The organism is Parabacteroides sp. KHUB-01, assembly GCF_056640935.1.
In genome coordinates this window covers 2,776,040-2,789,953 of sequence record NZ_CM153256.1, presented here as the reverse complement: position 1 = coordinate 2,789,953, position 13,914 = coordinate 2,776,040, and the positions used below count along the sequence as shown (strand labels likewise).

At 38.0% G+C, this 13,914-nt stretch carries 10 protein-coding genes; 4 read left to right on the top strand and 6 right to left on the bottom strand.

What is annotated here, in order from left to right; genetic code table 11:
* Positions 1-110 precede the first annotated feature (110 nt).
* Positions 111-320 (bottom strand): hypothetical protein, encoded by a 210-nt coding sequence (locus ACYIAR_RS11915; protein WP_480329775.1) that lies wholly within the window; start codon positions 318-320, stop codon positions 111-113.
* A 237-nt stretch (positions 321-557) separates the two neighbouring features.
* Positions 558-2,216: an AMP-binding protein gene (locus ACYIAR_RS11910; protein ID WP_480329774.1), complete on the bottom strand. Its 1,659-nt coding sequence runs from the start codon at positions 2,214-2,216 to the stop codon at positions 558-560.
* A 255-nt stretch (positions 2,217-2,471) separates the two neighbouring features.
* On the opposite strand from ACYIAR_RS11910, the gene mtaB reads away from it, so the two are divergent.
* The 3 genes from mtaB to ACYIAR_RS11895 all read left to right on the top strand — a co-directional run bounded on the left by mtaB (position 2,472) and on the right by ACYIAR_RS11895 (position 5,863).
* The gene (gene mtaB / locus ACYIAR_RS11905) at positions 2,472-3,797 is read left to right on the top strand and encodes a tRNA (N(6)-L-threonylcarbamoyladenosine(37)-C(2))-methylthiotransferase MtaB (protein ID WP_480329773.1); all 1,326 of its coding nucleotides are present in this window, start codon (positions 2,472-2,474) and stop codon (positions 3,795-3,797) included.
* A gap of 13 nt (positions 3,798-3,810) precedes the next feature.
* Positions 3,811-4,704 (top strand): lysophospholipid acyltransferase family protein, encoded by an 894-nt coding sequence (locus tag ACYIAR_RS11900; RefSeq protein ID WP_480329772.1) that lies wholly within the window; start codon positions 3,811-3,813, stop codon positions 4,702-4,704.
* 130 nt (positions 4,705-4,834) lie between these two features.
* Positions 4,835-5,863 (top strand): glycosyltransferase family 2 protein, encoded by a 1,029-nt coding sequence (locus ACYIAR_RS11895; RefSeq protein ID WP_480329771.1) that lies wholly within the window; start codon positions 4,835-4,837, stop codon positions 5,861-5,863.
* 110 nt (positions 5,864-5,973) lie between these two features.
* Here ACYIAR_RS11895 and ACYIAR_RS11890 read toward each other — a convergent pair whose 3' ends face one another.
* On the bottom strand, positions 5,974-7,413 hold the full coding sequence (locus tag ACYIAR_RS11890; protein WP_480329770.1) for a 4Fe-4S dicluster domain-containing protein: 1,440 nt from the start codon (positions 7,411-7,413) through the stop codon (positions 5,974-5,976).
* Between the two features lie 67 nt (positions 7,414-7,480).
* A complete protein-coding gene (gene folB / locus ACYIAR_RS11885; protein ID WP_480329769.1) occupies positions 7,481-7,843 on the bottom strand; it encodes a dihydroneopterin aldolase in 363 nt (120 codons plus the stop codon).
* 102 nt (positions 7,844-7,945) lie between these two features.
* On the opposite strand from folB, the gene ACYIAR_RS11880 reads away from it, so the two are divergent.
* Entirely contained in the window at positions 7,946-8,305 is a 360-nt protein-coding gene (locus tag ACYIAR_RS11880) for a bactofilin family protein (protein WP_480329768.1), read from the top strand.
* Positions 8,306-8,398: 93 nt separating this feature from the next.
* On the opposite strand, the gene ACYIAR_RS11875 is transcribed toward ACYIAR_RS11880, so the two are convergent.
* Together ACYIAR_RS11875 and ACYIAR_RS11870 are read right to left on the bottom strand one after the other, a co-directional pair.
* Complete coding sequence (locus tag ACYIAR_RS11875; RefSeq protein ID WP_480329767.1) at positions 8,399-11,086, bottom strand: 4-alpha-glucanotransferase; 2,688 nt, start codon at positions 11,084-11,086, stop codon at positions 8,399-8,401.
* Positions 11,087-11,262: 176 nt separating this feature from the next.
* The gene (locus tag ACYIAR_RS11870; RefSeq protein WP_480329766.1) at positions 11,263-13,800 is read right to left on the bottom strand and encodes an adenosylcobalamin-dependent ribonucleoside-diphosphate reductase; all 2,538 of its coding nucleotides are present in this window, start codon (positions 13,798-13,800) and stop codon (positions 11,263-11,265) included.
* Between the last annotated feature and the right edge of the window lie 114 nt (positions 13,801-13,914).

Below are 13,914 nucleotides of genomic sequence, written 5' to 3'. Positions count from 1 at the left end.
TTTAAAAACATCATCAAACTTTCACATTTTGAGCAATAAAGAAAAATAAGGGCAAAAAAAAAGTCTGTATGTATAGCATACAGACCATCCTTACTTTTCCAACTGAAAAATTATTCAGCAGGAGCAGCTTCAACTGCAGCAGAATCAGCAGGAGCAACTTCAGCAGCAACAGCTGCAGAATCAACAGCTGCAGGAGCAGCTTCAGTTACTTGAGCTTCATTTTCAACAACTTCAGCATTGTTTGCCTGTTCTGACTTATTACCACAAGATGCCAAAGACATTGCTGCAGCAACAGCAGCAAAAACAACTAACTTTTTCATTTTCTACCTCTTTAAACCTAAATAATAAACCTTTTGTCTTAAAGACGCGGCAAAGATATACAATAATTTTTATATGTTGTACAACATAATCGAATTATTTTTTATTTTTCTAAATTATTTAAAAGATACAAATTCGAGATAAAAGATAAAACAAGTAATATTTAGATTAATAGCTGCTGTCTGATATAAAAAAGGAACACGTCAACAAGGTTCGTAAAAACCTTATTGACGTGTCTGTCAATTACTATACAAATAACGCTTGATACTTTTCTTAGGAGTTTTCTCAAATTCCGTAGGATAAAGACGGATTTCAGCAATTGCTTCATAATAAGCAAGCTGTTTGTTCAGTTCCTTGCGGTTCTGATCCATCAATGCCGGTAAGTCGTCATGCGAAAGTTCCGCACTATCCACAGCATCATAATCCGGATAGACAAGAGCAATAAGTTTTCCGCCCTTCTCTATCACAACACTTTCCATAACGAAAGGCAGGTTATTCAACTTAGATTCTATTTCCTCAGGATATATATTCTGACCGTTTGAGCTTAGAATCATTGTTTTACTGCGTCCGCGGATAAAAATATGATTATCACTGTCGATTGTTCCTAAATCACCGGTTTTGAGCCATCCATCTTCAGTGAAAACATTTTGAGTTGCCTCTTCATTCTTATAATATCCTTTCATAACGTTTTCACCATAAACCTGAATTTCTCCTACCTTATTATATGGATCGTCAGAATCGATACGGACTTTCATTATTCCTTTCAGAATCTGTCCACATGAACCTGGAACATAATCTTTATGATTGTCATAACTGATAAGCGGGCCGCATTCAGTCATTCCATAGCCGATTGTGAACGGAAAATTGATTTTACACAAAAAATCTGTCACTTCCTGATTCATAGCTGCTCCACCTACAATAACTTCGCAGAACTTACCACCAAATGCGTCAATCAATTTGCGACGAATCTTAGAATAAATCTGACGATTAAGCAGAGGAACACGAAGAGCCAACTTCATGGAAGGTTTGCTAATCTGAGGAAGTATCATTTTCTTATATATTTTTTCCAGAATAAGAGGAACTGTAATAATCAGATTAGGCTTGACATCCTGAAATGCTTTAAGCAATATCTTCGGCGTCGGTGCTTTGCCAAGCAAATATACATGTGCACCAACAGCCATAGGCACAAGGAAGTTGAAAGCACAGCTATAAGCATGAGCCAAAGGAAGAAAACAAAGTTCATTGTCGCCACGATACATCAAATCCAAAGTCATAGCGTATGTTACGTTACCGGCAAGATTATTACCGGTAAGCATCACACCTTTGCTGAAACCAGTTGTTCCTGAAGTATAATTAAGCAAAACAACCTCATCATTTCCTTTATCAGCATATTTGATGCAATCCGCAGTAAATCCCTGAGGATATTTTTCTTTCATCTTGTTATCTAAAGCAGCTACTATTTTCTTAACAGTATCTCCTTTTTCATAGATACAAGAAAAATCGGTAAGAGTGAAAGCTGCACGGATATGAGTCATCTTTTCTTCTTCCAAAAGTTCCCAATGACGGTCAGCGACAAACAACATTACAGAACCGGAATGATTTATAATATGATGTATGTCATTAGGATTGAAGTCCTGAAGAATAGGCACAATGATGGCTCCATAAGTCACTACAGCCATATATGCTATGCACCATCTTGCACAGTCCTTCCCTACCAATGCAATTTTATCGCCAGGGCGAACATGACTTTCTTCAAAAACTATATGAAGGCGTGCTATCTCAGTAGCTACATCTCCAAATGTAAAGGATTTTCCAGTATCATAATCTGTTACCGAAGGCAAATCCCAATTTGCACGAAAACTGTCTTCATAAAGTTTAATAAAGTTCTCCTTTATCATAAATTATTGTTATTAATATATTTAAGTAGCAAAGATAGGTATTTGGCGCCGGATAAACAAGTAGTGTACTAGTTATAAGGCTTTACTATACCATAAAGAATACTAATAAATTTAAGTTTCGCAAGTTGCTCAACTTAAAAGTTGGCAAGTCTTCAGAGACAAGTTAACAAGGTTAACACAAAAAATCAAGCAACCTTATTTATTATACTTCCGACTTTTCGTACCTTTGTCTGATATAGACAAAAAGCTTATTGCATGATAGACAATTCAGTATTTGAAAATAAAATTGCAGCCTACTATACGTTAGGCTGCAAACTTAATTTTGCCGAGACATCAACTATAGGAAAAATGTTGGCAGAGCAAGGTGTAAGAAAAGCAAGAAGAGGTGAAAAAGCAGATATCTGCGTAGTAAACACATGCTCGGTAACTGAGCTTGCCGACAAGAAATGCCGCCAGGCAATCAGAAGGATAAGCAAGCAACATCCGGGTGCATTTATTGTTGTGACAGGATGCTATGCGCAACTGAAACCAGAAGAGGTTGCCCATATTGAAGGCGTTGACCTTGTGCTCGGAGCAAACCAGAAACTGGATATACTGAAATATATCGACAACTTGCAGAAAAAAGAGAACGGAGGAACCATTGTTACTTCTGCGACTAAAGATATACGCACATTTACTCCATCTTGTTCGGCAGACGACAGAACAAGACATTTCCTTAAAGTGCAGGACGGATGCGACTATTTCTGTTCATACTGCACAATCCCGTTTGCACGCGGAAGAAGCCGTAACGGAAGCATACAAAGCCTTGTGGAGCAGGCTGCGAATGTAGCGAAAGACGGTGGCAAGGAAATTGTTCTGACTGGTGTGAATATCGGAGACTTCGGTAAAACTACAGGGGAAACTTTCATTGACCTGATTAAAGCTCTCGACGAAGTGGAAGGTATTGAAAGATACAGAATTTCCTCAATAGAGCCCAACCTGATAACAGACGAAGCTATTGATTTCGTGGCAAAAAGCAAAAGATTCGCGCCTCATTTCCATATTCCTCTGCAGAGCGGAAGTGACGATGTGCTGAAACTTATGCGCAGACGTTACGACACGGCTCTTTTCCGTCATAAAATAGAAAAGATTAAGGAAGTGATGCCTCACGCTTTTATTGGTGTTGACGTTATAGTGGGAACACGAGGAGAAACAGACGAATTCTTTGAAAATGCCCGCCAATTCATAGAGAGTCTGGATATTACCCAATTGCATGTTTTCAGTTATTCGGAAAGACCGGGAACTCAGGCTCTGAAAATAGATTATATAGTTGACCCAAAGACAAAACATGCACGAAGCCAGGCTTTGCTTGACATTTCGGACAAGAAATTGCATTCTTTCTATGAAGCTCATATTGGATGCGCTGCAAAAGTTCTTTTCGAACATACGGAAAAAGGCGGTATGATGCATGGTTTCACCGAAAACTACATCAAAGTGGAAGCTCCATTCAAAAAGGAATGGGTCAATGAAACTGTAGATGTTATACTGTCAGGATGGAACGAAGACAAGACAGCTCTTTTGATAAAACAATCTGAACAATAAATTCTGCTTATTTATGTTCGAAAAGATTACTTACATATTGCTTTTAGGATGGGCAAAAGCTAATGCCTTGTTGCCTTTCAGAGTATTATATCTTATTTCGGACTTTCTGTATTTTCTGATATACAAAGTAATAAGATATAGGGTTAAAGTGGTGCGTAGAAACATGAAAGCCTCATTTCCTGAAAAAAGCGAGAAGGAATTGCTGGCTCTTGAAAAAGAGTTTTACCATCATTTCGCCGACTATATTATTGAAACAATAAAACTGGCTCATATTTCGGAAAAGGAAATTCAAAAGAGAGCTTATGTGAAGAATCCTGAACTTATAGACGACCTTATAGACAAAGGATATTCAACCTTCATTGCCTATATGGGACATTACGGGAATTGGGAATGGTACACAGGTTCGACATCAAGATTCAAGGATTGCCACATACATCAGATATACAGACCTCTCAGCAATAAGGCTGTTGATAAGCTGTTTGTATATCTCAGAACACGATTCGGCTCTTTCGGAATAAAGAAGAATGATGCTTTCAGAGATATTGTGCGCCTCAAACAAAACAAAGTGCATACGCTAGTTATTTTCATTGCAGACCAGACACCAAGCAGGGGGAATCTGCAATATTGGACTTCGTTTCTAAACCAAGGCTCATTTATGCTTACAGGAGCTGAAAGAATTGCCCGGAAACTTAATTTGCCGGTAATTTTCCTGGATGTTCAAAAAGTTAAAAGGGGATATTATTCACTGGAGATAAAGCTGATAACTGAAACTCCAAAGGAAACTCCGGAATATTGGCTGACGGAAGAATATACGCGCATTATGGAAAAATGTATAATGCGAAATCCCGCATACTGGTTGTGGACTCACAAAAGATGGAAATATAACGAAAGCGATAAAAACTCCTGATGTTTTCAAAAAAACATTTGACATTTCAGAAAAAACACTGCAGTGTTTTTACAGAAACATTGCAGTGTTTTCCTCAAAATATTACTACACTTTTTTGACAGAATTTAAATAGCTCTCAGACAGACTAAAAATGAAAAAAATATCAGTCGTCATTTTGAATTGGAACGGAAAGGAACTGATGGAAAAGTTTCTTCCATCCGTAATTGAATATTCACCGGAAAACATTGCTGAAATAGTTGTTGCCGATAATGGTTCAACAGATGGTTCACTGGATATGCTGCGTAAAAAATTTCCTAGTGTCCGTTTGATTGAGTTCAACAAAAACTACGGATTTGCAGAGGGATATAACAAAGCTATCAACGAAATAGAAAGTCCGTATACTGTTTTGCTAAACAGCGATGTGGAAGTGACCGAAAGATGGCTCCAAGCTCCGCTGGAGATTTTGGAAACTAAATCAGAAGTTGCCGCTGTTCAGCCAAAGATTTTGGCATACAACAATAAAGACACTTTTGAATATGCTGGAGCTGCCGGAGGATTCATTGACAAATACGGTTACCCTTTCTGCCGTGGAAGAATATTTGACGTTGTGGAAAAAGACAATAAACAATATGACAAACCTCAATCTATTTTCTGGGCTTCAGGAGCATGTATGTTTATCAAAACTGAGATATACAAGAATGTAGGCGGACTAGATGGTGAATTTTTCGCCCACCAGGAGGAAATTGACCTTTGCTGGAGACTGAAAAGCAGAGGATACCAAATACTATGTGTTCCGGAATCAGTGGTTTATCATGTTGGAGGTGCTACATTAAACGTAGAAAGCCCAAGAAAGACATTCCTTAATTTCAGAAACAATCTGCTGATGCTATACAAAAATCTGCTTGCAGAAGACATGAAACATGTGATGCGTATAAGATGTTTTCTGGATTATATAGCAGCGCTGAAATTCCTGGTTAGCGGACATCCGGCAAATGCAAAAGCAGTGATTGACGCTAGAAAAGAATTCAAGAAAATATCAGATAATTTTTGGGAGAAAAGAAAAGAGAATTTGAGCAAAAGAACTGTCAGACGACCTAAAGAATTACTTGGCAGCTCATTGCTATTGAATTTCTACCTGAAAGGGATTAAAACATTTGATAAGATTGAAGGGAAATTTTGAACAGGTCTATTGACTTTAGATGATATAAACAAGGTTTTCCACAGGGTTATTAACAGAGTTATCAACAGGCAACCTGTTAATAACTCTGTTTTCTTTTATTCAAAAAGTCATTATTTGAATTTGCTCAACTCTTTCAAAAGTTGTTTCTGACCTGAAGCTTTGTCTCCATAAACACATGGTCCAGTGACACATCCACCCTCACAAGCCATAACTTCGATAAACTGGGCTGGAGCTTTACCTGTTTTAGCGTATGCTCTCAACAATGCAACGTTTTTCTTGTTAAGATTAGATACTTGAATAGCATTAACTTTATCATCTTTGAGATAAACCTTGACAGCGTTTACAACACCACCTGCCTGAGCAAAGCCATGAGCCTCACGAGAAGAATTAAATGCAACAGAATATGGTTGTACTTTTTCTAATTCTATATCAAGACCAGTAAAGATTGATGCTATTTCTTCGAATGTCAAAGTATAATCTACACAAGGGTCGTCCTTAACTTCTTTTCTCTTAGCAACACACGGGCCAACAAAAACGATTTTTGCATCAGGATATTTTTCCTTTACAATACGAGCTGTATAGTACATAGGCGAACCCGTTGTTGAAACATACTTCTGCAAATCAGGAATATGTTTCTTTACTAGCTGAGTATATGAAGGACAACAGCTTGTAGTCATGAAAGACTGACCTTCTACAAGTTTTTCTTTCAATTCCTCAGCCTCGTGGCTTGTTGTCTGCATTGCACCTTGTGCAACCTCAACAACATCTGAAAAACCGATTTGTTTCAAGGCACCATACACGTGCTCTATTGTAGTTCCAAATTGAGCTAAGATTGAAGGAGCAACAATTGCAATAATTTGTTCTTTACGCTTGATTGCACACAGGATATCAAATACCTGAGATATTTCAAATATCGCACCGAAAGGACAAGCGTTGACACACTTACCACAATATATACATTTTGACTCGTCGATATGCTCAACTCCATATTCGTCCTTGCTGATAGCTTTCACCGGACAAACCTCTTCACAAGGAATAGGTATATATACAATTGCGTGATAAGGACAACTCTGGTGGCACTTTCCACAACTTATACATTTGTCATGATCTATTTCTGCCTGACCGTTTTTCTTGAAATTGATGGCATCTTTCGGACAGTTCATATAACAACTGCGTGCCACACATCCACGACAAAGGTTTGTAATCTCATAATTAACAGAAACACATGAAGAGCAAGCCTCATCGACAACGCACATGATATTTTCCTTTGTCAACTCATCGCGATGTAATGCCTTTCTCGCATATTCAGACAAAGGAGTCAATTCATCTTCCTCGTCGGACATATCAAATCCCAAAAGAGGCAATGTTTTATACTTCCATACAGCACGTTCCTTGTGAATACAGCAACGTCCTTTGGCTTTTTCTCTTCTCGGACTTAGTTCCAGCGGTAAGCGGTCTATTTTCTCTATAAGCAGACCTTCTTTCCATAGTTTTACAAGCTTCGCCAACAATCCATGACGAACAATCATAACATTATTAGTAAATGCCATAGCTACAGTATATAAAATAGATGATTTTTGCGTTTGAGTTTGCAAAGTTAGCTATTTTAAGTTAATGCTACTTATAATTTTCCTCTAAAATAACAGAAGCATACTTAATATCTCCGCCAAAAGGTGGATTTTGTTTTGAGAGCTTCACCACAATATGCTCTATATCAGGATATGAAACTTTCAAAGAATTCATGATACGGCCGGCAAGATGCTCTAACAAATTGGAAGGGACATTCATTTCTTTCTTTATTATGTCATATACTTCAGCATAATTTATTGTATCACACAAGTCATCACTTTCAACTGCTTTTGAAAGCGGTGCTGTAATTTCAAGGTTTACAACAAATACGTTTCCGACTTTCCTTTCTTGAGGGAAAGCACCATGATATGCATAAAATGTCATATCCTTGAGTTCAATCTTCGTTATCATATTAATATACCCTTTTGTTTCTAAAAATATTATGTAAAAGTAAACAAACACGAAAATCCTTCCAAAAATTACCCTATCTTTGCGCATTAATGAACGAATATTATGGTTAATCTCAGACAAAAAGAAGAAAATCACAGCGGAGGATTACACAACGCCTTGGCTACCGGCACAAAAATAAATGGAAATGTTTTTGTGGAATCTGATTTCAGACTTGATGGATATGTTGAAGGAGATGTTACATGTAACGGAAAAATTGTAATCGGGCAAAAAGGAGTTGTAAAGGGTAATATCATTTCCGTAAATGCCGAAATTCACGGAGAAATTATTGGGTCAGTAAAAATATCAGAGAAACTTATATTGAAATCAACTGGTTTAATTACCGGTGATATTGTCACTTCATTACTTGAAATTGAGCCTAATGCAAGATTCAATGGTAATTGTTCAATGACTGTAAAAGAATAATTTAAAAAATACATAATCATACAAAAAGGAAATGGGCAAATATAAAATAGCCCATTTCCTTTTTCAGTATATAAACATCAAAATGCAAACTCCTCACCTTCTTTTTGACTCCAGAATCATCTGGCGGATTCGTGAATTAAAATTATCAGCAGCTAAAAGAGATTCCAAAGTTATATGCATCCTGTAACACCAATAATGCAATGGTTCAGAAGGAACATTAATACGTTCTGCTTCTGCATCCTTACGTTTCAGCGAATCATCCATTCCTAACCAGTCCTGAAGAGGAATGAGAGTAAACATTGATGGTGCAGCCAAATGATTAACCAATATTTGCTCCACTATAGCAGATGTACATTCAGCCGGAGCTTCACCCTGACAATGCAATACATTATTAAAATATCTCTGAGTTTTTTCTCTGTCTTCTTTCCACCAACTTCTCAAAGGAGACATATCATGTGTTGATGTAGTACAAACAGACATATAAGGCAGACTTGACAATTTGGAGAATTCCACATGAGAAGTCTTGGGCATTCTCTCTATTTCAAGGCTTAATATCTGCAGTTTGTTCATTACGTCAGGAACTGAATCCGGAATCATTCCCAAATCCTCACCACAAACAACCATGTTAGTTGATGAAACAAGAGGTGTTAGACGACGCAATGCCACTTCTTTCCAGAAGTCATTGTGACGATGATAGAAGAAGTGCCAATACAATTGGTCGAATGAATAACGGTCCGCATCAGAAAGTTCTTTATAAACATATGACTGATATGCAGAAATACGAGGATGAAATTTATCTGTTTCTTTCGGGTCCCTTAAGAAAAGAACTTCATTAGCGATATGGAATAAAGCCTCCTTAGTCATTCTTGACTCATCGTCATTCATTGAGCCAAAAAGCTTTTCAATCTTACGCTGAGTATTACAGAATGGTTTTAACACAAGATTATTTCCACATCCCGGCATAAGATATTTTCCTTCTATAATTTCAGCCTTATCACCAAGCAAGTCATACAAAGATTTATGGCTGATATGGGGCGTTGTAAATAATTCTTCATTCCAAGTCAAACCATATTGTTCTATTTCCTCAATGCTGAAAGGCATTGCAGGATTAAAATGTCCACATAATCCTTGAACGTAGTCTTGAGGAATTTCCCAAATACGGAAAAATCCAAGAATATGGTCTATACGGAAACAGTCGAAATAATCCTCTAACTTATGGAAACGATTTTTCCACCACACGAAATCATCTTTTTCCAACTCATCCCAATTATAAGTCGGGAACATCCAGTTCTGACCGTTAACAGAGAAATCATCTGGCGGAGCACCTGCCTGACCTGTCATATTGAAATATCTTGGTTCAGTCCAAGCTTCAATACTTGTTCTGTTAACTCCGATAGGCAAATCTCCTTTCAGAACTACACCACGCTTGTGAGCTGATTCATATACTTTCTTCAGCTGATTATGCAATTTAAACTGGATGAAACAGAACAAAGCAATTTCGTTGTATGCTTTACCGGAACCGTCACACAGTTTTTCTATCTTATCCTTATCATATACAGAATATTCTCCCCAATCACGGAAATCAGAAGTCTTATACTTGTCACGGAGATAACTGTAGGCAGCATAAGGCTTAAGCCACTGATTATTTTCTTCAAGGAATTCCAGATATGAACTGTCAGATAAAATTTCAGATTTATGCAATTTGAAATACTCACGGATATATTCCATCTTGTATTTCATCACATTTTCATAATCTACAGTTTCCTTGGAATTCAATTCCTGCTGCTTAGCTCGGAAATATTCATTTCTTGATTTACTTTTCAAAGTGCCAAGTTCACGGATATCAAGATACATCGGATGCAAAGCATAAATGGAGATGGCGCTATAAGGATAGGAATCTGTCCATGAGTGCGACATTGTTGTGTCATTTATTGGCAACACCTGTATTACTCTTTGTCCTGTTTTAGCTACCCATTCAACGAACTTATCCAAATCTCCAAAGTCTCCTACTCCAAAACTGCCTTCTGAACGGAGTGAAAAGACAGGAATAACAGTTCCGGCACAACGCCACAAAGGAAGATTATCCCGGAAATACAATCCGGAAACTATCATTGTTTCATTTTCCTCAACCGAAGTGACATTCAACACACGGTTTTCGTCTTTCTCCCAATAAAGCGGGAAATTCTTGTCGTTATCCCAAACAAGGAATTTATACTCCAAAGGGAAAGAGATTTCGTTTGCATCCAAGTCGATACGCCACTCTGGGAAAGTTTCGCAACTCATCAGCAAAGCTTTGTCCGGTTCCCAATTTCCCAGACAAGCCTGATTACCTGTTATTGCTATACTTTGGTTTCTTTCCACACGTGGAGCCGAAATCTTTATTCTAAGTTTTCTGTTGCTACGCACAACCCGTTCGTATTTATCACACGGATGAGCCAGCAAACTTTTTGTAAATGCGGATTTGAAGAATGCAGTATTCTGCGGACGAACCTGCCAATAATCATATAAGTTATAATTTTCCACTTTAGGTTCCGGAACAAGAATATGATTTTTATCCCATTCCTCAAAAACCTGTTTGTCATTGACGCTTAAGAAATAGCGATATTCAATGCGAGAAGGAACTTCTTTTAAGTCAAGAGAGAATTGCCAGTTTCCATCTCCTACGTAAAGCATATCCACAGCTTTGGAAGATTCCCATTCTCCCAATTCCGGTATTGAACCTACAATACACAGTTTCTGCCCCCAGACAGTGTGGAAGTTTATGTTAAAAGTGACTTTCATCGTATCAAATTTAGCTGTTTAAATTATTCATTAATTAGGTTAGTAATAATACCTAGCCTATAAACTAGACCAACTTACTGTATTGGTTTTTATGCATTACGAAGATATAAAAAAAAGAGAAGCTTTACAATTATATAAAGCTTCTCTTTCATATTTGAAATATTTTAAGTCAAATATTATCCGCAACGTGATGCGCCACAACTTGTACAAATCAGGCAACCTTCCTGATATATAAGAGTTTCGTTACCACAATTAGGGCATTTCTGTCCTTTTGCAGCTGTTCCGTTCGGAAGATATTTCTTCAAGGCTCTTTCAACGCCGTTTTTCCAAGTATTAATTGATTCATTGTCCAAATCCATTCCCTGAACAAGTTTTATTACCTGGTCGATAGGCATGCCATAACGCAACACTCCGGAAATAAGTTTAGCATAGTTCCAGTATTCCGGATTAAATTTGCCATCCAAGCCTTCGATTGTCATCTTATAGCCTTTTTTGTTCTTGAACTGGAAATCGTAATGCTTCTTTCCGTCCTCGTCATAGCTCTTTATTATTGAACCTTTAGAAACATTCTTTGGAAGAATGATTCCTTCGTCGTCATCAGCAAGACCGGTGAAGATTTCGTACGGACGTCCGTTCAACAATCCAACGAATGCAATCCATTTTTCTTTCTTATTCTGGAATTTTACTACATCTGCTTCCAGTTCTCTAGGGCGGACAGATACAATTACCGGACCTTCAGGAACAGCAGTTTCTTTCTTCTTATTCTTATCTGCTGCAATCAGCACTCCGGAACGAGAGCCGTCACGATAAACCGTACAACCTTTACATCCACATTTCCAAGCCTCAACATAAAGCTGATTTACCAAATCCTCAGAAACATCATTCGGCAAATTGATTGTCACACTAATTGAATGGTCAACCCACTTCTGGATTCTACCCTGCATACGGACTTTCTGCAACCAGTCAACATCATTTGATGTTGCTTTGTAATATGGAGACTTAGCAACCATATCATCAACCTCTTCCGGTGTATATCTCTTAGCAGTAGGATAACCATTAGCCTCCATCCATGTAACAAACTTATGATGGAAAACTATATATTCCTCAAATGCATCGCCTGTTTCGTCAACAAAGTCAACACGAACGTCAACATCATTCGGATTTACTTTACGACGGCGTTTATATACAGGCAAGAATACCGGCTCAATACCAGAAGTTGTCTGTGTCATCAAACTTGTTGTTCCGGTCGGAGCAATTGTCAGACAGGCAATATTTCTTCGTCCATAGCGAACCATTTCTTCATATAAAGAAGGATCAGCTTCGCGCAGACGGTTAATAAACGGATTGTTTACCTCACGTGCAGAGTCATAAATTTCAAAAGCGCCACGTTCTTTTGCCATTTCGACAGAAGAACGATATGCTGCCAAAGCCAAAGCTTTATGAACACTTTCTGCGAAATCGGTAGCTTCTTCTGTTCCGTAACGGTAACCCAAAGCAGCAAGCATATCACCTTCTGCAGTGATACCTACACCTGTTCGGCGTCCCATCAATGTCTTACGCTGGATCTTTTCCCACAAATAACGTTCAGACTGTTTGACTTCATCAGATTCCGGATCTGAATTAATCTTTGACAATATCAACTCAATCTTTTCAGATTCGAGGTCAATAATGTCATCCATAATACGCTGCGCAAGGGCAACATGTTTTCTAAACAAATCAAAGTCGAAATATGCCTCAGGAGTAAAAGGATTAACCACATATGAATATAGGTTAATAGCTAACAAGCGGCAACTGTCGTAAGGGCACAAAGGAATTTCACCACAAGGATTAGTTGACACTGTCTTGAATCCCAAGTCTGCATATGAATCAGGCACAGACTCTCTCAGAATTGTATCCCAGAACAATACGCCAGGTTCAGCAGATTTCCAGGCATTGTGTATAATCTTTTTCCAAAGAGAATTTGCATCAATTTGCTTAACGACTTTAGGGTCTGGTGAATCAATCGGATATTGCTGCTGATATTTTTCGCCATTAATAACAGCATTCATAAAGCTGTCATCAATTTTTACAGAAACATTAGCTCCAGTAACCTTACCTTCTGTCATCTTCGCATCAATGAAGGACTCTGAATCCGGATGCTTAATTGACACACTAAGCATCAATGCACCACGACGACCATCTTGCGCAACTTCTCTTGTTGAGTTGGAATATCGTTCCATAAAAGGAACAAGTCCTGTTGAAGTCAGAGCTGAATTCTTAACCGGCGAACCTTTCGGACGGATATGAGACAAATCATGTCCTACTCCACCACGGCGCTTCATAAGCTGCACCTGTTCTTCGTCTATACGAATTATCGCTCCATAAGAATCGGCAGAACCGTCAATACCTATAACAAAACAGTTTGACAACGATGCAACCTGATAGTTATTTCCAATACCGGTCATTGGACTTCCCTGAGGAATGATATAACGGAAATGGTCGAACAAGTCAAACAATTCTTTCTCTGACAAAGAATTTGGATACTTACTTTCCACGCGAGCAATCTCACGCGCCAAACGCCAGTGCATATCACTCGGTGTCTTTTCATAAATATTGCCGAAAGCATCTTTCAAGGCATATTTGTTTACCCAGACTTTTGAAGCAAGCTCATCGCCCGAGAAATAATCCAATGTAGCCTTGTAAGCTTCGTCGAATGTATAAGTTTTCTGCTCCACGATATTTACTTTTTAATTGAGTTGCAATTTTACATATTGTTTGCCTATTAAGCAAAATTATTTTGGAGAAAAACATATATCGTAAAACATATGATTTTCGCCTTTCAGTTATTA